Source organism: Arthrobacter sp. UC242_113, from assembly GCF_044054585.1.
In the GTDB taxonomy this organism is placed as follows: Bacteria; Actinomycetota; Actinomycetes; order Actinomycetales; family Micrococcaceae; genus Arthrobacter.
On record NZ_CP171968.1, the window covers coordinates 3396569 to 3415646 of the forward strand.

General features: G+C 66.1%; 16 protein-coding genes. 5 read left to right on the forward strand and 11 right to left on the reverse strand.

Going from position 1 to position 19078, the window contains the following annotated elements:
- Positions 1-29: 29 nt before the first annotated feature.
- Positions 30-1277 (reverse strand): FAD-dependent oxidoreductase, encoded by a 1248-nt coding sequence (locus tag ACHMXB_RS15525; RefSeq protein WP_395399734.1) that lies wholly within the window; start codon positions 1275-1277, stop codon positions 30-32.
- A gap of 185 nt (positions 1278-1462) precedes the next feature.
- Between ACHMXB_RS15525 and trmB the strand changes: the two genes are divergently transcribed.
- Together trmB and ACHMXB_RS15535 are read left to right on the forward strand one after the other, a co-directional pair.
- Entirely contained in the window at positions 1463-2395 is a 933-nt protein-coding gene (gene trmB, locus ACHMXB_RS15530; RefSeq protein WP_395399736.1) for a tRNA (guanosine(46)-N7)-methyltransferase TrmB, read from the forward strand.
- Between the two features lie 183 nt (positions 2396-2578).
- Complete coding sequence (locus tag ACHMXB_RS15535; RefSeq protein ID WP_395399738.1) at positions 2579-3307, forward strand: DUF1206 domain-containing protein; 729 nt, start codon at positions 2579-2581, stop codon at positions 3305-3307.
- Positions 3308-3370: 63 nt separating this feature from the next.
- On the opposite strand, the gene ACHMXB_RS15540 is transcribed toward ACHMXB_RS15535, so the two are convergent.
- Both ACHMXB_RS15540 and ACHMXB_RS15545 read right to left on the reverse strand, forming a co-directional pair.
- Positions 3371-4054 (reverse strand): zf-HC2 domain-containing protein, encoded by a 684-nt coding sequence (locus tag ACHMXB_RS15540; protein ID WP_395399740.1) that lies wholly within the window; start codon positions 4052-4054, stop codon positions 3371-3373.
- Positions 4051-4551 carry a sigma-70 family RNA polymerase sigma factor gene (locus ACHMXB_RS15545; protein WP_395399742.1) on the reverse strand — a complete coding sequence of 167 codons (501 nt, stop codon included), beginning with the start codon at positions 4549-4551 and terminating at the stop codon, positions 4051-4053. The genes ACHMXB_RS15540 and ACHMXB_RS15545 overlap by 4 nt, the downstream gene beginning before the upstream one ends.
- Positions 4552-4743: 192 nt before the next feature.
- On the opposite strand from ACHMXB_RS15545, the gene ACHMXB_RS15550 reads away from it, so the two are divergent.
- Both ACHMXB_RS15550 and ACHMXB_RS15555 read left to right on the forward strand, forming a co-directional pair.
- Complete coding sequence (locus ACHMXB_RS15550; RefSeq protein ID WP_395399744.1) at positions 4744-5256, forward strand: hypothetical protein; 513 nt, start codon at positions 4744-4746, stop codon at positions 5254-5256.
- 56 nt (positions 5257-5312) lie between these two features.
- A complete protein-coding gene (locus ACHMXB_RS15555; RefSeq protein ID WP_395399746.1) occupies positions 5313-5906 on the forward strand; it encodes a DUF5655 domain-containing protein in 594 nt (197 codons plus the stop codon).
- 24 nt (positions 5907-5930) lie between these two features.
- Here the strand turns inward: ACHMXB_RS15555 and ACHMXB_RS15560 are convergent, their stop codons facing one another.
- The 7 genes from ACHMXB_RS15560 to ACHMXB_RS15590 all read right to left on the reverse strand — a co-directional run bounded on the left by ACHMXB_RS15560 (position 5931) and on the right by ACHMXB_RS15590 (position 14899).
- A complete protein-coding gene (locus ACHMXB_RS15560) occupies positions 5931-7469 on the reverse strand; it encodes a glycoside hydrolase family 32 protein (RefSeq protein ID WP_395399748.1) in 1539 nt (512 codons plus the stop codon).
- A 31-nt stretch (positions 7470-7500) separates the two neighbouring features.
- Positions 7501-8379 (reverse strand): carbohydrate ABC transporter permease, encoded by an 879-nt coding sequence (locus ACHMXB_RS15565; protein WP_236805433.1) that lies wholly within the window; start codon positions 8377-8379, stop codon positions 7501-7503.
- A 1-nt stretch (position 8380) separates the two neighbouring features.
- Positions 8381-9340, reverse strand: coding sequence for a carbohydrate ABC transporter permease (locus ACHMXB_RS15570; protein WP_395399751.1), 960 nt, complete (start codon positions 9338-9340; stop codon positions 8381-8383).
- 84 nt (positions 9341-9424) lie between these two features.
- Positions 9425-10720, reverse strand: coding sequence for an extracellular solute-binding protein (locus ACHMXB_RS15575; RefSeq protein WP_395399753.1), 1296 nt, complete (start codon positions 10718-10720; stop codon positions 9425-9427).
- Between the two features lie 132 nt (positions 10721-10852).
- Positions 10853-11875, reverse strand: coding sequence for a LacI family DNA-binding transcriptional regulator (locus tag ACHMXB_RS15580; protein ID WP_395399755.1), 1023 nt, complete (start codon positions 11873-11875; stop codon positions 10853-10855).
- A gap of 215 nt (positions 11876-12090) precedes the next feature.
- Complete coding sequence (locus tag ACHMXB_RS15585; protein ID WP_395399757.1) at positions 12091-13815, reverse strand: Ig-like domain-containing protein; 1725 nt, start codon at positions 13813-13815, stop codon at positions 12091-12093.
- 202 nt (positions 13816-14017) lie between these two features.
- Positions 14018-14899, reverse strand: coding sequence for a hypothetical protein (locus ACHMXB_RS15590; RefSeq protein ID WP_395399759.1), 882 nt, complete (start codon positions 14897-14899; stop codon positions 14018-14020).
- A gap of 187 nt (positions 14900-15086) precedes the next feature.
- Between ACHMXB_RS15590 and ACHMXB_RS15595 the strand changes: the two genes are divergently transcribed.
- Positions 15087-18539, forward strand: coding sequence for an SNF2-related protein (locus ACHMXB_RS15595; RefSeq protein WP_395399761.1), 3453 nt, complete (start codon positions 15087-15089; stop codon positions 18537-18539).
- Here ACHMXB_RS15595 and ACHMXB_RS15600 read toward each other — a convergent pair.
- Positions 18529-18993, reverse strand: coding sequence for a hypothetical protein (locus ACHMXB_RS15600; protein ID WP_395399763.1), 465 nt, complete (start codon positions 18991-18993; stop codon positions 18529-18531). The two genes, ACHMXB_RS15595 and ACHMXB_RS15600, sit on opposite strands and share 11 nt — an antisense overlap.
- Positions 18994-19078 lie beyond the last annotated feature (85 nt).

Here is a 19078-nt window from a genome sequence, read left to right on the forward strand (position 1 = left end):
AGCAGTGCAGCCGGCACCGGGTCTCGGGGTCAGCGCGCCCAGAGCGGCCACAGGCGCTCGGCCCGGCGGCGGACCTCGGAGTAAGGCACATCCGCACTTTTGGCCTGCTCGAAGATGCTCAACCCCAGCATTGACGTGGCAAGAGCACGGACAGTGTGAAACCGGTTCTCGAAGAGGCTTCGTTCACTGATCCAGGACACCGCGTCGGCTTCCGGCTTCCACCTTTCCGTGTACGTTTCGGCCGCCTGCGGCAACCGGTCCGGCGAATTGCCGGTGTCCCGGATGCACTGGTCCAGGACCATGGCTGATTCCATGGCCCCGTTCACTCCCTGTCCGATCGGCGGGTAAGGCGCGGCTGCGTCCCCGATCAGGACTGCTTTGCCGCCATGGAACTGGGAACAGGTCAGGCTGCGGCCGATGTGGTAGCACGTCCTGTTTGCGAAGGCCGATACCTGTCCGTCGCCAGCGAATTCAAGAACCCGGGGACACCGCGTCTGCAGAAATCTGCGTGCCTCCTCCGTTCCCGAGAACCGGATCTTCTCCTTCGTTCCGATGGCACAGAACCACCGGGCCGAGTCCTGCCCGGCATCACCCTTTATGGCCCCTGCCACGCAGAAGGGCCGGGTCGAAAGTCCGTGGAGATAGTTCTTGTCCAGCCGGTCCCCGACGTTATCGAGCTCAATCATCGTGCAGTAGTTGGGAAAGGACTTGGAGGTGACCGCAAACCCGGGAATGCGGGCTTGAAGCGCCGACCGAACTGTGGATCCGGCCCCGTCGGCCCCAACGAGCAGGCCGAACGTCCTGATGTTCGATTCCCCGGATCGCTGCCGGGATTTCACCGAACCTGTGACTGGGTCGACGCCTTCCACAGTGGTTTCGAACTCCATTGACACCCTGTCCTTATGTTGATCCAGGACCGACATGAGCGCCCGGAGGATGTCGCCCCGCGATCCGGTCCACCCGGGCAGTGTCCACTCCTCCGTTCCACGACCCGGGATCTTGAGGCCCTTAAAACGGAATATGCGGCGGTCGAACTCCGCCACGGCCTCGATGTGGCGGAGTGCCTTGAGCCCATGCCCTGAGATGTCGATGGTGTAGGAACGGTCCGGATTGAACCGCGGCGCAATGTCCGGAGGGACATCGCGTTCGATGACGGTGGCGGACAGCCCGCGCCGGGCTAACGAAATTGCGAGTACCAGCCCGGCCGGTCCCGCCCCGAGGATGGCTACGGTGCCCGGGGAATTCGCGGGTTCAGAGAGGAATGCAGATGGTTCCATGGTGTTTCCTGAAGCTGCGTTGTTATGCATTCATCCGCCGTCACGGCTGGAAAACGTCCCAAGGGACGGGCGGCGGCTCATGAGCGTTTCGCTTGGGCGCCCGGCGGAATAGCAACACTGTACGCCGCCCTGCTGCACGGCGTAACTGGCTTAGGCCGCCGAAAACCGCCGGTATTCTGGAGGGGATGAGCGAATCTCCCGAATCCCCGCAGCCGTCGGCAAATCCTAACCAGCCCAGGCCGGTCACGCCGGGAAGCCAGGCCTCCTACGGGACCTACGGCGGACGGCCGGTCAGCTTCGTTCGACGCGGAACCCGACTGCAGGGGCGCCGCCAGGCGGCCTGGGAGGAGCACTCCGGCCGATGGGCCATCGATGTGCCCCGCCATATTGCCAACACCTCGGTCCACCCCGACTACACGTTTGATGCCGAAGCCGAGTTCGGGCGCAAGGCACCGCTGATCGTAGAAATCGGCTCAGGCCTGGGCGATGCCATCTGCCATGCCGCGGAGGAAAACCCGGACACGGACTTCCTCGCCGTGGAGGTCTACACCCCCGGCCTGGCCAACACCATGATCAAGATCAACAGCCGTGGCTTGACCAATGTGCGGGTCGTCGAGGCGAACGCTCCGGAGGTCCTGGCCACCATGCTCCCGGCCGGCTCGGTCAGCGAGCTGTGGGTTTTCTTCCCGGACCCCTGGCACAAGTCCCGGCACCACAAGCGCCGCTTGATCCAGCCGGAATTCGCCGAGCTCGCCGCGAAGGCACTGAAGCCGGGCGGCCTCTGGCGCATCGCCACCGACTGGTCCAACTACGCCGTACACGTGCGCGACGTCCTCGCCGGATCGGAGGCGTTCGAAAACCTTCACAACGGCGAGCGCAGCGGTCCCGAAAGCCCCCTCACACACGTGTGGCAGACCGGCGTCGAGTCGCTGGTGGGCGGCGCGCCGGTCAAGGAAGGACGGGCGCCCGTGAGCACGGAACACACGGGACCCAACGAGGGCATCGACGAAAGAGGCGGCTGGGCGCCCCGCTTCGAGGGCCGTATCCGCACCAGCTTCGAGAGCAAGGCGCACGAAGCCGGCCGCATGATTTTCGACCTCTGCTACCGGCGGGTTTAACCCCGTCCGGGGCCTCTGTTCCCGGGCGCCACGCCGTGGCACGATAAGCGTGTGGCGGAGTGCCACAGCAGCTGCCGGCGCGAAGGAACGATCATCAAACGAGAACTCAGAAGCGCAGCCGGCAGGGCCGAGGACGTCACGAACTCAAAGCCCCTCGAAATGCTGGCGCGCGGTGGATTTGCCGTGAGTGGTGTGCTCCATATCCTGGTCGGCTTCATTACCTTCGGGCTCGCCCGCGGCCGTGGCGGCCGCGCGGATGTGAGCGGCGCCGTCGCAGAACTTGCCAGCCAGCCGGCCGGGCCGGTGCTTCTGTGGTGCAGCTTTGCCGGATGTGTGGCCCTGGCCCTGTGGCAGGCCGGTGATGCGATTTTCGATTTCGAGCGGTTGCCCACTAAGCACAAGGCCGGCAAGAAACTGCAGGCCGCAGCACAGGCTGTGGTGTATGCCGGGCTGGCATTCACGCTGGCCGCCTTCGCGCGCGGCGCCGGCAAGGACAACCGGGAATCAACCAGTGACTTCACGGTCAATCTGATGAAGGCACCAGGCGGCGTCCTGCTTTTGGTGCTGATCGGTGCCGCGGTTGCCGTCGTTGGGGTCATCTACGCGGTCCGCGGGTTCAAAAAGTCTTTCGAGAAGCACATCAATCCGCCGTCAACCCCGGGTGGGCGCAAAGCCGTCACCGCCCTCGGGATGGCGGGCTATGTGGCCAAGGGCGTCGCCCTGTTTGTGACCGGCCTGCTGGTGGTCATCGCCACCGTCACTGTCCACCCCGAGCAGTCGACAGGTCTCGACGGCGGGCTCCGCGCACTCCGGGAACAGCCCTACGGCGTGTACGTGCTGGCCGCGGTGGGCGCCGGACTTATTTGCTACGGGGTCTTCACGGTGGTGCGGGCGCGGCTCGCCAAAATGTGAGCTCGCCACATGTGAGTCCGCCGGTCTAGCTCAGGCGTGCGCGGTCAGCTTAGGCGGGACGGTTCAGGTGCCGGGCACGGCAATGACGGCAATGGTCTGCTGCCGGTCGTTCCGCACTTCGACGCTGGCGATGCTCGTGTACTGCAGCGGCGTCGCGCTGGTGACCCGGACCCTGCCGCTCGGTGTCGCCGTCCACGCGCAGGCCCGGTCCGCAACCCCGGCACGGTCCTTCACCCACAGTGAAAGCCGGCCGTTCTGGGGCAGACTCCGTCCGTCGACGGCCAGTTCGGTGCCCCAGGTTTTCTTGACCATTCCCACCGTGACCTGCATGCCGGTATCGGCTTTGACCGAATAGCTGGCATCGGGTTTCTCGGCGGGGTCAAAGAGGGGCGCCGCCGCAAACCCCAGGGCGAGGCAGGCCGCGGCCACCACCCCAACGAGGGCCGTCAGCCGCCGTCGGGAATTACGACGGCGTGCCGCCAGTTGGTCCAGGATCGGCTGGGGGACGGGGGACGGGGCAGGTGATGCGGCTTCGGAGCCGGGCCGGCTTACCGCCGGAACGGCGAGCGCCACGGCGTCCGGAACCGGCACAGCATCCAGCAGTCCAGGCAGGGATTCCAGGTCCGACAGTTCACTGCGGCAGGTGTTGCACTGCCTAAGGTGTTCCTCGAAGCGCAGCCTTTCTGCGTCGTCGAGCCCTCCCAGCAGGTATGCCCCCAGCAACTCATGGACTTCCTTGCCGTTCACCGTTCCACACCCATTTCATCGAGTATTGTCCGCAGGGCCTTCACCGCGTAGAAAGCCCTGGATTTCACCGTTCCGCTCGGAATGTTCAACTGGACCGCAGCCTCACCCACTGTGAACCGCCGGTAGTGCAGCGCCACCAATACATCACGGTGCTCCGCGCTCAGCCGGAGGAGCGCCTCCTCCATCAGCACCTTGTTCAACAGGTCGTCAACCCGCCCGGTGGCTTCCTCCGGGTCCGCAATGTCACGGTCCTCGGCTTCCACCGGCCGGCGCTGGGCTTTCCGGTAGTTGTCGATCATGATGTTCCGGGCAGTCCGGAAAAGGTAACTGCGCATGCTGCCCGTAACTGTGGGCGCCTGTTGCCAGACGCGAAGCACTGTTTCCTGCACGATGTCGTCGGCAAGATGCGGGTCGCGGGAGGCGCTGAGCACAAACCGGCGCAGCGCCGTTCCGTGCTCGCGGTATATCGCTGCAACCAAATCCTCATCCAGCGGCACCTTCGGCCTCCCAGCAATGACCTATAATGCCGGATCCGAGCGGACCGGCCTTCTTGGCAAATACGACGCCGGCAGCCGCCGATAAGTTCAATTTCGGCCAGCGTCAGATTCTTTGAACCATTCTTCACCTTTGTGCGTCATTCCAGATAGCGCCGGTCTCTCAGTCTGCCGGCCCGAGCCAAGGAGCAGCACATGAAGAAGCAACTGAGCGTTGGCCTCGCAGTTATGGCCCTTGCCGCCTCACTGACGGCCTGTGGCGGCGGATCCAGCACAACGACCACCACCTCGGCGGCCGCCCCGGCCACCGAGTCGCCCGCAACCACCGCCAGCGCATCGGCCACCAGCGACAGCGCCATGGTGGACCTCAAGACCGCGTCCTCCAGCAAGGGTGACATCGTGGTGGACAGCAAGGGCATGAGCGTCTACTACTTCACGAAGGACGTCAAGGACTCCGGCAAGAGCAACTGCACCGGCGACTGCCTCGTGAAGTGGCCTCCGGTGATTGCTGCCACGGACACCCCCAAGGTCGAGGGTGTGACGGGCACGGTCGGCACCATTGATACGCCCGACGGCAAGAAGCAGGTGACGGTCAATGGCATGCCCGTCTACCTGTGGGAGAAGGACAAGGCCCCCGGCGACATCACCGGCCAGGGCGTCGGCAACGTTTGGTACCTCGTGGCACCCGACGGGACGATGATGAAGTAAGCCTGCAGGTTTGGGGCCGGCGCCTCTGACGGAGGTGCCGGCACTACCATCGGAGCATGGCGGATCCACACAATTTGAAATCAGCGGCAAGAACCTGGAAGTCCATGGTGGACAGCAACCAGGCACTGCTGCTGCGGAAGTCAGGACACGACGTCCATTGGTGGGCGGAGCGGGGACACTCCGCCGGAGTGAAGAGCGACGCCGAGCTGCGCGCATGGATGCGCACCGAGCACGGAATCACCGGCTACGCCCAATACGCCGTGTCGTGGGAGATGTTCGGCTATCCCGAGTTCATGCTGCGGGACGCCGATGAACTCCTTGATGGCCAGTACAGGGACCATCCGAACCTGCGGCCCATCGCCAACACCCTCCTGGCATGGGCCGCAGCCCATCCGGGCGTGGAGATCCAGATGCGCAAAGGCTATATATCGCTGCACACCAGCCGCCGGAAGTTCGCGCAGGTGACCCGGGCGAACCGCACAGCAGTGGACGTTACTCTCCGCCTTGAGGCGCAGATTGGGGAGCGCCTCAAGGCGGTGAAGGTCCGGGCGGGCGATTTCTTCGACCGCAAGGTCCGGCTCACGTCGGAGGACCAGGTGGACCGAGACTTCCTGGACTTCCTGGAGACGGCCCTCGAGCAAAACAGCTGACCGCAACGCTTTAGTTTGTACGAGCTAGCCGGTGACGGTGAGGCTCACCAGGGTGGCGCCGTCGCCTTCGGCCAGCAGTCCGACGGCGGTGCTGGACTCCGCGGGGAAGATCTGGTCCGTCAGGGTCACCAGACCGTCCTGGGCGAAGACCTCCACCGAGCACCGGTCCAGGAAGATCGTCAACCGCAGCAGGCCGCTGCCATCCAGGGAAACGGGTACGCGCTCCACCGACGGGAAGTCGGCATGGAACCCGACGTTCCCCGACGCTGTCCGGTCCAGGCTGAGCTCCCCGGACAGCGACTCCCCGGAACCGGCGGAGTAGGCCAGCACCGTCCGCTCCTGCACACCGTCAGCCTCGCCGGCACGCAGCACCAGCCCCACCTTGGCTGCGGAGCCGGGCCGGATTTCGGCGTCAATGCGCAGCACATCCCCCGATGCCTCCGCGGGCAGCCACTGCACCCCCTCCGCAAGCGGCGCCGTCCCGGCGGCGAACAGCTCCGTCCCGGAAGCCGCGAACGGATCCACCGCGCCCTGCACCAGCACAGGGCGCCCGGCGCGGGTCTCCAGCCGGACCTCGCGGACCAGGGACATGGCGCTGCGCCAGCCCTGCGACGGCGTCGATGCCGCGTACTGCCAGTTGTTCATCCAGCCGATCATGAGGCGGCGGCCGTCGGGAGCGTTGCTGAACGAGACGGCGGCGTAGTAGTCCCGTCCCCAGTCGAGCCAGCCGTAGTCGGGCATCCGGCTGTCGTCGGTCTGCAGGCCCTCGGTGACCATGGTTTCGGAACGGAACGTCACGCCGTCGAACGTTCCCAGGAAGTACTGGCCCGCCGAGCCGCCGGCGATCCCGCCGGGGCTCAGGTTCACCACGAGGACCCACCGGGTGTTCCCCGGATCGCCGTCCACGGGCAGTTCGAACAGGTCGGGGCATTCCCAGACCCCGCCCGTCGCGTTGGCCGGCCCGAAGGTGCTCAGATGCTCCCACGACTTGAGGTCGGCGGACTTGTAGAGCACCACCTCGTGCCGGACGGCCTCCACGGCGGCCATCACCCAGTAGCTGCCGGCGGCGCCGTCGTACCAGAACACCTTGGGGTCGCGGAAATCAGCGGACGCCCGGTCCAGCACCGGGTTCCCGGCGTACTTGGTCCAGGTGGCGCCGTCGTCCGTGCTGTACGCGAGGGACTGCGCCTGCCGGCCGGCAAGAGGCGACGCCGGGGAGTAGGCACTGGTGTAAACCGCCACCAGCGGCGGCACTCCCCCGACGCCGAAGCCGCTCGTGTTTAGACTGTCCACCACAGCTGATCCGGAGAAGATGGCCTCCTGCTCGTCGCACGGGATGGCCACGGGCTGCTCGTCCCAGTTCAGCAGGTCCGCCGAGGTGGCGTGGCCCCAGGACATGTTGCCCCACACGTCGCCGAGCGGGTTGTGCTGGTAGAAGAGGTGGTAGGCCCCGTTGGAGTACACCAGCCCGTTGGGGTCGTTGAGCCAGTTGCGTTCGGCGGCGTAGTGCCATGTGGGCCGGTAGCGGCAGTCGAGCGCGGGCGTTGCATTCAGGGAAGTCATGGTTCGCTTTCGAACTAGGAAGTGGGCTGGATCAGCCTTTGACACCGCTGGAGGCGATGCTGTTGATGAAGGAGCGCTGGAACGCGATGAAGAGGACCACCACGGGAACCGTGATCAGCGAGGCGTAGGCCATGACCTCACCCCAGGAGACGTTCAGCTGGAAGAAGTACTGGATGCCGATCATCACCGGGCGAAGCTCCTCCGACTGGACCACCATGAGCGGCCACAGGTAGGAGTTCCAGGCGGGTAGGAAGGTCAGGATGGCCACCGTGGCCGTAGCGGGACCGGCGAGCGGCATCACCACCTGGCGGTAGATCTTGAACCAGCCGGCGCCGTCGATCCGGGCTGCCTCGTCCAGTTCCTTGGGAATGGACTCGAAGTACTGGTGGTACAGGTAGATGGAGAACGCGTTGGCGATGAACGGAATGATCTGCACCTGGTACGTGTCCAGCCAGCCCTTCGAGATCTCCAGGCTGAAACCGTTGAGTTCGAAGTAGGGCAGCTGGTTCACCCACCACACCAGCGGCAGGGCGAGCGTCTGGAACGGCACGATGAGGGTTGCCAGGATCGCCGTGAACACGACCCGCTTGCCGCGGACCTGCATGCGGGACAGTGCGAAGGCGCACAGGCTGTTGATGAAGATTCCCAGCACCACTGTCACGGCAGAGATACCGACGGAGTTGATGAGGAAGCGGGCGGCCGGCACCCGGTCGAACACGGCGGTGTAGTTGTCCAGCGAGATGTTGCCGATGGGAAGGAACGCCGCCACCGAGGACATGTCGCCGAAGATCTGCTGGTCCGGCTTGAGCGAGGAAACGAGCATGAACACGATGGGGAAGGCGGCGACGGCGGCGAACAGGATGCGTACGGCCATGGCGCCGATCGAATTGAGGCGGAGCACGTTTTTCACGTCAGTCCTTCTCTCGGGTCAGGTAGCGCTGGACAGCGGAGATCAGCAGAACCAGGACGAAGAATACGAGCGAGATGGCCGAAGCGTAGGAAGTCTCCTGCTGCTTGAAGCCGGAACGGACCGCCTCGTAGATGATGGTGGTGGTGGAGTCGAGCGGGCCGCCCTGCGTCATGACACTCACCTGGTCGAAGAGTCCGAGGGCCTGGATGGTGATGGTCACCAGGACCAGGCTGCGGGTGTGCTTCAGGCCCGGCCAGGTCACGTACCGGAACTGGTGCCAGCGGCTTGCCCCGTCCAGCTGGGCGGCCTCGTACAGCTCGCCGGAAATGCTCTGCAGCCCGGCCAGCCAGATGATCATGTGGAAGCCCGCGGCCTGCCAGATGGACAGCGCGATGATGGCCGGCATGGCGGTGGCGGGGTCGTTCAGCCAGTCCGCGCCTGGAATCAGACCAAAGCTGAACGTGGACAGCAGCTCGTTGATCAGGCCGTCCTTGCGGTACATGAAGAGCCAGAGCAGCGAGACCACCACCATGGACGTGACCACGGGCAGGAAGTACACGGTGCGGAAGAAGTTCACGCCGCGGAACTTCTTGTTGATCAGTACGGCCATGGCCAGGGCGAGGCCGGACTGCACCGGCACCACCACCACGGCGAAGTAGCTGACGTTCAGGAGCGCGCGCCAGAAGGTGGGGTCGGTGAAGAGCCGGGCAAAGTTGTCCATTCCGACGAACTCAACCGGCCGCGGGGAGATGAGCCGGGCGTTCGTGAAGGCCAGCCCGAAGCCTAGGATCGCCGGCAGGAACACGAAGGCGAGCAGGAGGACCGCGGCCGGCGCAATCATCCCCCAGCCGCTGAGCTGTTCACGCAGGCGGCCGGGGCGCTTGCGGCGGGCTGCCGCCGGGGTGGTTCCGCCCGGCGCCGGATCGGCGGAGGTACGGGAGCGAAGCTGGGTGGTTGTCATGGGAGTCTCCGTTGACAGTCAGTGCCGGGTGGAGGACGACGGCGGCAGGTGCCGCCCGCCGTCGTCCTCCCGTCCGGCGGCTGGCTAGTTCTTGTAGCCGCCGTTGGACTTGATATTGGCGTCGATCGCCTTGACCGCCTTGTCCAGGACAGTTTTGGGCTCGGCGCCGGCGAGGATGTCCTGGACGGCCTTGGCGTACTCCGTGGCGATGAACGGGTACGCCGGCGTTTCCGGACGCATGACGGCCTGCTGGCGGGAGAGCTCCATGAAGATCCGGTTTTCGCCGCCCTCTGCGAAGGCCGGGAGCAGGGCCGCGGCTTCATCGGTGGCCGGGATGGTGCCGGTGGCCTTGGCTACGGCGGCGATGTTTTCCGGCTTCAGCGAGTAGGAGAGGTAGTCCATGGCGGCCTCGGAGTTCTTACAGCCGCTGGTCACGCCCCACTGCCACGAGGCGCCGCCGATCTTCGGTCCGTTGCCGAGGTCCACGGATGGCATGACCGCCAGGTCCTTGCCGAGCGCCTTGCGCGCCTTGTCCGCGGCCCACGAGCCGGTGTAGACGAGGCCGCTCTTGTTGTTCAGGAAGTCCTGGGTGGAGTCCTTCCCGCTCTTCTTGGCCATGAAGCCCTGGTCGGCGAGTCCGCGGAACCACGCCGCCCACTCGACGGCCTTGTCGCCGTTGAGGGCGCCGTCCGCTGACTGGAAGCCGTCGCGGTTGACGAGGTCTCCGCCGAATGACTGCAGCAGCGGCGAGTACGCGTAGGGCAGCCATTCACCGGTGCCGGCGGTCCCCATGTCGAGGGGGTACTGCCACTTCCCGAGAGCCTTGAGCTTGGTCAGTGCGTCCTGGAATTCCTCCTTGGTCCACGGCTTTTCCACCGTGGCCGCGCGGACGCCGGCCGCCTTGAGGTCAGAGGCGCGGGCGAGCATGGCCAGGGCGACGTCGTAGTAGCCCACCGCGTACGTTTCACCTTCCCACTTGGCGACGGTGCTGGGGAGGTTCTTGGACAGGTCTGTTGAAAGCTTGAGCGGGGTCAGGTACTTGGCCCAGGCCCAGTTGGGCACGTTGGGCCCGTCGATGTCCACGATGCACGGGAGCTTCCCGGCAGCGGCGGCCGAGACCACCGAGTCGTTGTAGGAGTCCTGCGGGAATGCCTGCACCTTGATTTGGGCCTTGGCGGCGCCACTCGTGTTGTACTTCTCGACGATGGACTTGATGGCCGCGAGCTCGTCTGGGTTTCCCGCGTTGTGGGTCCACATGGTGATCTCGTTGCCGCCCTCGGACGTGGCCGACGCGCTGCCCTTGCCGCAGGCAGCGAGACCGCCCATCAGTGCCGCCGCGGCTATGCTGGTGGCCAGGATCCGTGTGAATCGCTTGTTCATGAAGGTCCAGTCTTTCTGCTGATTTTGCGCGTGGATGATCGGCCCCGGGTCCGGAAGGGGCGCGGCCGCTGCAACGGCTGCGTCCCTTTTTCAGGCGGACACAGGGTGGTGGTAGGTGTACGAAAAATGCCGTCAGGACCTGGGCGGTCCTACGGATCCCCGTTCGATCAGGGGACAGGCGAGCCGCACCTGTTTTGGCGGCGCCCCCGGGTGCTCAATGTCGTCAAGAACGCGGTTGACCGCCCATCGCCCCATGTCATAGTGCGGCAGGGCCACCGTGGTCAGCCCCGGCCACAGCGAGTCTGCAATGAGCTCCAGATTGTCGATGCCGACGATCGAAACATCCTCCGGGACGGCCAGTCCCAGGGCTGCGGCCGCCTGGTACGCGCCCATGGCCACCCGGTCGCTGAAACAGAACAGGGCAGTTGGCCTGTCCGGCTGGCCCAGGAGATCCAGTGCCGCTTCACGGCCACCGGAAGTTATCGGCTGCCCGATGACGAGGTGCCGCGGATCGTGCTCGATGCCGTGGCGGCGCAGCGCATTGTGGAACCCTTCCAGCCGGCCGTGCGTAGCGGGAATGTCGTCCACGTTGTTGATCATTCCGATCCGCGTGTGGCCCGCGCTGATGAGCGCTTCGACGGCGGTTTCGGCGGCATCGACCTCGTCAGGGACGATGGAGGAGACCGCCGGGTCCCCGGTAACGGCGTCCAGCAGCACGGTGGGGATCCCCGAGAGCGCCGGCGGCAGTTCGACTTCCTGGTGGTACAGCCGGGCGTACACCACGCCGTCCACCTGGTGCTGCTGAAGCATGGTGATTTCGCGGTGCTCGAGCTCGCTGTCCAGGCCGGAGTTCACCACCATGACCACGTAGCCCCGCTCGTAGGCCGCGTCCTGCGCTCCGCGGATCATTGCCCCGGCGAATGGCGTGGTGGTGATCTCGTCGCTGACCAGGCCCAGGATCTGGGAGCGCTGGTTGCGCAGCCCGCTGGCAAGCCGGTTGGGAGCGTAGCCAAGGTTCCTGGCTACCTCCCGGACGTGCTGCTGGGTTTCCGCTTTGACCCGGGAGCTGGTGGCGTCGTTGAGGGCGTGGGACACAGTGGTCACTGAGACTCCTGCGGCCTTGGCCACTTCGCGTATCCCTACTCGCGTCGTCATCGACTCCCTTTGCAAAACGTTTTGGTTCGGTGTGAACGAGAGTACACAAAACGTTTTGCATGTGTCAAGCGTCACCTTCTCTACCACGCCCTAACTTCGCAGGCTCGGCCAGGGAAACCTGCGGGCGTGGCCCCGGCACCCTTGGACGTGGGTCCGGCCCGGCGCTGCCCTTTCGGGTGGCGGCGCCGGGCCGGAGGTCCTGTGAAGCTGCGTGGCTACCTTCCTGTGGTGAAGCTCCAGGAAAGGCCGCTGAGCGGGTTCCCGCCGGCATCCTTGATGCTCGCGGAAATAGTGGCCGTGTACCTCGTGTTGGCCGCCAGCGTCACGTTCGGGTTCAGCGTTGCTACCCGGGTGGTGGCGTTGTAACTGACGGCGTAGCTCACAAGTGCCCCCGTTGCGGCGTTGCGGAGGGCGAAGGTGCCGTTGGCCACGCCGGTGACCCTTTCACTAATCGTCGCCGTGACGTTGGCCGTGCGGCTGACCCCGGTCGCGTTCGCTGCCGGCGACTTAGCGGTCACCACCGGGCGTGGGCCCGTCGTGAACACCCAGGAGTTCGCGACAATCGGATTGCCGGCGATGTCCGTAATGCCTGCAGTCACGGCTACCGTGTGCTTCCGGTCAGGGTTGAGCGTTACGTTCGGGTTGAGAGTGGCCACACGGGTCGTGGCGTTCCAGGTGACGGGAGCCGCGATCACCGCCCCTTCGGAGTTCTTCAAGTTGAAGGACGCGAATCCTATGCCGGCAATCGGCTCACTGAAGGTTGCCGTGACGTTGGCCGTCTGGCTGACCATCAGCGAGTTGATGGCCGGAGCCTTGGCGGTGACAACGGGAGCCACGGTGTCAACGGTGAAAGCCAGTGACCCGACGGAGCGCGTTTCGATTCCGCCCGGGCTGACCTCCCCGGCGGTCACGGTGTGCCGCCCGTTGGCCAGCGCCCGGCTGGACGTGATCGAGTAGCTGCCGTTCGCGGCGACCGATGCCGAACCGCTGGCCACTCCGTCAATGTAGAGGTTGACGCTGGCGGCGTCCGGCAAGGCAACGGCACCCGTGAAGCTGGGGGTGGTGCTGCGGGTGATGTTGTCCGTGTTCAAACGACCGGTGTCGCTTGCTGCGGTCAGGTCGGGTGTGCTCGGTCCCTTGGCCAGAGGTGCCGCGCATTCCGGGCCGGCCGGACCGCCGATGGCCCCGTACTCGAAAATGGTGACTTCGTTGCCGACCGCGGCGTCGCGTCCCAGCCACATGCCCCGGCTCTCGGCGCTGGTGGGTGATGCCGCGCGGTCTGCATCCGACAGGCCGTCGGCACCAACACCGGTGAGGCCATTCCAGGTGGCCGTCCACGTGGTGAGGCCCGGCCCGTCGTAAACGACGACGCCGTCCTCGCCGGAACCCGGGGCACCGGCACGCAGCGTGCGCCGCCCGTTCAGTGCGAACGACTGGTTGGCTGCCACGACCCTGGCCTCCAGCTGGTCCGCCGGAAGCTGCCCGCCGCCGGCGTCAACAGCGGTACCCTTCATCACCACGGTGTTGGCGTTGATCTTCGTGGCCCGCTGCGTGACGGTGACGTTCCCCACGAACGTCTGGTCACCGACGTCGGGGGCCGTCAGAACACGGACCACATCACCCGGGCGGATGTCCGGGGTGGTGCCTTCCCAGCATCCTCCGCCGGGGTGGTTGACTTCCACGATGCCATCCACAGGCGTCAGGACCGACGACGTGCCTATGACTGCGCCGCCGCGAAGCACCTGGATCGTGGGATGGTCGCCGGCTGCGTACCCTTCGGCCGAGACCATATCCCGTTCCGGGAAAACGGTAATGATGTGTGTACCCGGGTCGCTGATGACGGCGAAAGCGGGAACAACCGTGGTCGGAACGGCCAGCGCAATCAGCGCGCCGGCTGTGACGGCGGCTGCCAGGCGCGGACGAGTTCTTGCAGGTTTCATGGAAAGCTCCCCTCAAAGGCCCCAGACTTCACCCGGCCGAGACCCAGCGAGGTGATCCTCTTCAGGTCCATGATCTGAAGAGGATGCCAGTATCCGGACGCCACGCTGGGGAAACCTTTAACCAAAAGCTGCGGAACCCCTCATCGAGGGGTCCCGCAGGACCGGGGTCCGACAAGGCCACACGCCCGGTTTGCCCTCGGCGCTACGCCTTTACGAGGTCCTCGTCCAGGTCGCCGTCCAGTTCTTCGAACTCGACGGCGGCCACGATTTCCCTGGTCTCCGGGTTGAGCATGAAGGCCTCGTCGTCGTCCTCGATCATCAGGAAGTCGCCGTGGTCGGTGCTGAAGTGCCACGCCAGCACAGTCTCGCCGTTGTGGTTGTAGTTCGGGTCGCCCATAGTGATTTTCTGCAGCTGGTACCCGGCGATGTCGCACAGTTCGCGGATGATTACCTCGAACTCGGGGGCGTTCTCCAGGGCCTCTTCCTCGGCCTCGGCGCGCCGCTCTTCGAGGTCCGGCAGCGCCGCCACCCGCTTGGCGATGTGTGCGGTGAGCTCGTCGTCTGCCAGGACCAGCAGGCCTTCCTGTCCGCTCAGCCACGCGGCGTTGAGGGCCACGATGTCCTCCGTTTCAAGGAGCGATTCGAATTCGGCGTCGAGGTCCTCCATGGCCTGCACGCGTTCCGGGAGCTCACCGTCTTGCTCAGCGTCGGCCTCGCCGTCCAGGTAGATGTCGGCTTCCTCCTCGGACAGGGCGTCGAATGCCTCCGCGGTGCGGTTGAAGAGGTCAACGTGTGCGGCGGCGCCCATGCCTTCCAGGCCCTCGCGGATGTAGGCGTCAAGCTCCTCACGGTCCGGGGCGGTGAAGACATACTGCGCAAAGCCGCCGCCCAGGGACTGCGTCAGGTAGAAGTCCACGAAGTAGCTGCGCAGGGCGTTGGGTGCGATCTCTCCCGGGCCGAGGAGCTCCTGGTACATGGAGTTCACCACGGCAACGTTGGAATCAACGATCTCCGCGTCACTTGCACTGCCTCCGCCCGCGGCGCCTTCGACGGTCAGGACAACGGGGTATTCGCTGGAAGTCATGGGAAATCCTCACTGCAGAAAGCCGGTGGTGCTCAGGACTCTCTCAACGTATGCGCCGCCCGCGCCCGCAGGTTGAGGACGAAGTGAACGCCAGGCGAAGTTTGTGCAATTTGAGGGCCCCTTCCGCGCGACTAAGATGGATCAGATAACCTGCAGATTTTCGACTTGCCGAAAGTAGCGCGCACCCATGCCTTCCCAACCGGACGACAGTGCGGCACTGGCAATCCAGACCCCCGCGATCAACGACCGCTCCCTGGCGGCCGGGCTCGCCTATGCCATGGGCGGCCGCGTCTCGGGGATCTCGTTCGACTCCGCCACCGGCCTGATGCTCGGCAAGATCCGCGGCGGCTCCGACGTGCCGTACTCCACCACAGCCAAGCTGGTCCGGAAGGGCGGCGGCTGGAGCTGCACGGTGGGCGTCTGCAGCTGCCCGGTCCGCAAGGACTGCAAGCACGTGGCCGCGCTGCTGTTCGCGGCCGAAGACAACGCGGCCGTGCGGGTGCAGCTCCTGTCCCCGGCCGACGTCTCGCGGGTGTCGCGGGAAAAGTCCGTGCCGGCGCTCTCGGACTGGGAGCAGGCGCTCAGCCCCCTGATCTCGCAGGCCGGCCCCGCGCAGCAGAGCGGCGGCACCCCCCTGGCCCTGCAGTTCGAGGTGGAGGAACCGGCCCCGCACTTCTCCTACACCGGCCGCCGGGATCCGCTCCGCAGCGTCCGCCAGCTCAAGGCCCGCCCGGTGATCATGGGGGCCAAGGGCAAATGGATCCGCGGCGACGTCTCGTGGAACACCCTGAGCTACCTGAACTTCAAGCGCGAATGCAACCAGGCCCATGTGGAGTGGCTGCAGACCTTCCTCGCCGCGCACACCGGCGGCGCCAACCGCTCTTACTCGTCGGCGTCGCTCTGGCTGGGGCTGAACACCTTCGCCGGAAAAAACCTGTGGGGCCTGTTGGAGGAAGCCCGGCAGATCGGCGTCGCGCTGGTGCACAGCCGCGGCCAGGAACCGGTGAAGGTGGCTGCGGAGCCGGCGGCGGTGGGCCTTAACCTGGGCCGTTACGGAAGCGACGGGCAGGAAGGCGGCCTGGAGCTCGCGTCCACCATCACCGTTGACGGCGCCGAGGTTGATCCGGCGTCGGTGGGTACCATCGGGCGCCCGGCGCACGGCATCTTCCTCACCTCCAGCGGGGACGCGCTGCCGGGGGTCGCCGCGGACGAGACCATCACCCTCGCCCCGCTGGAGAGCGGACTGAGCGAGGAGCTGCTTGCCTTCGTCACGGCGGGCAGCACACTGCACATCCCGGCACGCGATGAGGGACGCTTCCTTACGGGCTTCTACCCGAAGCTGAAGCAGGCCGCGCGTGTGACGGCGGCGGACGAATCCGTCGAGCTGCCCGAGCTCGCCCTCCCGACGCTCTCGCTGCTGGCGAATTACGGCGCCGACCACCGCGTGCGCCTGCACTGGGAGTGGCACTACAAGTCCGGCTCCATCGTCACGGCACAGCCGCTCTGGCGCCATCCCGGCGACCACGGCTACCGTGACGATCCGGCCGAGGCCCGGATCCTGGAGGCAGTGGGCCAGCCGTGGGACGTGGTGCCCAAGCTGGGTGAATCCGCCACCGGCGGCTGGGGCACGCCGCGCCTCGCGGCCACCGCGGAGCTGGGCGGGCTGGACACGCTCGCCTTCACGGAGGAGGTGCTTCCCCGGCTGCGGAACACGCCCGGCGTCGACGTGGACACCTCGGGCGACATCGCCGACTACCGGGAGGCCGAAGAGGCGCCGGTGGTGGCGATCTCCACCAAGGCCACTGACCAGCGCGACTGGTTCGACCTTGGCATCGTGGTCACCCTCGAGGGCCAGCCGGTGTCCTTCGCCGCCCTCTTCTCCGCCCTCGCTGCGGGGCAGACACGGATGCTGCTCCCCAGCGGCGCGTACTTCTCCCTGGACCTTCCGCAGCTGCACCAGCTCCGGGCCCTGATTGACGAGGCCCGCAGTCTCCAGGACAACCCGGGCGACAAGGACGCCCCGTTGCAGATCAGCCGCTTCCAGGCCGGCCTGTGGGATGAACTCGCCCAGCTGGGGATCGTGGACGAGCAGGCGTCCGCCTGGCGCGCAGCCGTGGGTGGGCTGCTGGAGGACGGCGTCCAGGGCCTGCCGATGCCGGCCACCCTTAACGCAGAGCTGCGCCCGTACCAGCTGGAGGGCTACAACTGGCTGAGCTTCCTGTACCGCCACAGCCTCGGCGGCGTGCTCGCCGACGACATGGGCCTGGGAAAGACGGTTCAGGCGCTGGCCCTGATGTGCGCGGCGAAGGAGTACGCCGCGTCTGCCGCGGACATTAAGGAAGCAGACACCAAGGAAGCGAACGCCACAACAGCGGAACCCAAAACTGAGAACGACGGCGGCACGCCCTTCTTGGTGGTGGCGCCCACCAGCGTCGTGGGCAACTGGGAGGCCGAAGCCGCCCGCTTCGCACCCGGCCTTACGGTCCGCGCCGTCGGCGAGACGTTCGCCAAGAGCGGGGCCGACCCCGCCGAGGCCCTGGCCGGGGCAGACATCGTCATCACGTCCTACGCGCTGTTCCGGATCGATTACGAATCCTACGCTGGGCGGCATTGGGCCGGGCTGGTGCTGGACGAGGCGCAGTTCGTCAAAAACCACCAGTCCAAGGCCTACCAGTGCGCCCGCAAGCTTCCGGCGGCGTTCAAGCTGGCCATCACCGGCACGCCGCTGGAGAACAACCTCATGGAGTTCTGGGCCCTGACCTCCATCGTGGCGCCGGGCCTGTTCGCGAGCCCTTCGAGGTTCGCCGAGTACTACCAGAAGCCAGTGGAAAAGAACGGTGACAAGGGGCAGCTGGACAAGCTCCGCCGCCGGGTCCGTCCGCTCATGATGCGCCGGACCAAGGAGCAGGTCATCAAGGACCTGCCGCCCAAACAGGAGCAGATCCTTGAGGTGGTGCTCAACCCGCGGCACCAGAAGGTGTACCAGACGCACCTGCAGCGCGAGCGGCAGAAGATCCTGGGCCTCATCGAGGACGTGAACAAGAACCGCTTCACGATCTTCCAGTCGCTGACGCTGCTGCGCCAGCTCAGCCTGGACGCCTCGCTGGTGGACGAGTCGCTGTCCGGCGTGCGGTCCAGCAAGCTGGACGTGCTGTTCGAGCAGCTGGAGGACCTCGTGGCCGAGGGCCACCGCGCCCTGATTTTCAGCCAGTTCACCGGTTTCCTGGGCAAGGTCCGCGAGCGCCTCACCGAGGAGAACATCGAGTTCTGCTATCTCGACGGCGGCACCCGGAACCGTACCGACGTCGTCAATGAGTTCAAGAACGGCGCGGCGCCCGTGTTCCTCATCAGCCTCAAGGCTGGCGGGTTCGGCCTCAACCTGACCGAGGCCGACTACGTATTCCTGCTCGATCCGTGGTGGAATCCTGCGTCAGAGGCGCAGGCGGTGGACCGCACGCACCGCATTGGCCAGGCCAGGAACGTCATGGTCTACCGGCTGGTGGCCAAGGACACCATCGAGGAGAAGGTCATGGCGCTCAAGGCCAAGAAGTCGCAGCTGTTCGCCGACGTGATGGAGGGAGATGCGCTCTCCGGCGGTGCGCTCACCGCGGAGGACCTGGCGGGGCTCTTCAACGACTGACGGCTGCTGCTGGGCACCCCTTCGGCTGACGCTCGCCTGACCGCCTGCCGAGGGACATCGCCGCGGCCGGGGCGGGGCGCAACCCGAATGAAGTCCGCTTACTGAACCACCGCCCAAGCGCCTTGCCCTTGCCTTTCCACCAGCTGTCCTCGTCCGTGTCGGTGCGCCACCGGTAGATCAGGATTACCAGCACAAACATCCCGGCCGTGACGTTCGGCCAGGCGCCGGAGGCCGCGTCGATGAGCGCCTTGAGCGCGGCGGCCAGGATGGCCGGCGGGGCCAGGGTGCGGAAGACAGTGTTGGCCAGGTACCGCCGGTGGGAACGCGGCACCGAGAGCAGACGGACCATGTCGGAGCAGGCGCACACCACCACCACGGCCTGTCCCAGCGTGAGCAGGATGGACCCCGGCAGGGACCCGGCGAACTGTATCGCTGACGCCAGCCCGGAACTCATGGTTTGCACCCTTCCATGCCGTCTCCTCCTCGCTTGCGCTGTTCCTTGCACTGCTTTCTGTACCCCTGCGTGTGTCAGACCATTC

Coding starts and splice junctions, on each gene's coding strand:
- ACHMXB_RS15600 (WP_395399763.1), bottom strand. CDS start 18,993: ATGAGTTCCGGGCTGGCGTCAGCGATACAGTTCGCCGGGTCCCTGCCG.
- ACHMXB_RS15525 (WP_395399734.1), bottom strand. CDS start 1,277: ATGGAACCATCTGCATTCCTCTCTGAACCCGCGAATTCCCCGGGCACC.
- ACHMXB_RS15570 (WP_395399751.1), bottom strand. CDS start 9,340: ATGACAACCACCCAGCTTCGCTCCCGTACCTCCGCCGATCCGGCGCCG.
- ACHMXB_RS15590 (WP_395399759.1), bottom strand. CDS start 14,899: ATGACTTCCAGCGAATACCCCGTTGTCCTGACCGTCGAAGGCGCCGCG.
- trmB (WP_395399736.1), top strand. CDS start 1,463: ATGAGCGAATCTCCCGAATCCCCGCAGCCGTCGGCAAATCCTAACCAG.
- ACHMXB_RS15555 (WP_395399746.1), top strand. CDS start 5,313: ATGGCGGATCCACACAATTTGAAATCAGCGGCAAGAACCTGGAAGTCC.
- ACHMXB_RS15595 (WP_395399761.1), top strand. CDS start 15,087: ATGCCTTCCCAACCGGACGACAGTGCGGCACTGGCAATCCAGACCCCC.
- ACHMXB_RS15580 (WP_395399755.1), bottom strand. CDS start 11,875: ATGACGACGCGAGTAGGGATACGCGAAGTGGCCAAGGCCGCAGGAGTC.
- ACHMXB_RS15585 (WP_395399757.1), bottom strand. CDS start 13,815: ATGAAACCTGCAAGAACTCGTCCGCGCCTGGCAGCCGCCGTCACAGCC.
- ACHMXB_RS15550 (WP_395399744.1), top strand. CDS start 4,744: ATGAAGAAGCAACTGAGCGTTGGCCTCGCAGTTATGGCCCTTGCCGCC.
- ACHMXB_RS15560 (WP_395399748.1), bottom strand. CDS start 7,469: ATGACTTCCCTGAATGCAACGCCCGCGCTCGACTGCCGCTACCGGCCC.
- ACHMXB_RS15575 (WP_395399753.1), bottom strand. CDS start 10,720: ATGAACAAGCGATTCACACGGATCCTGGCCACCAGCATAGCCGCGGCG.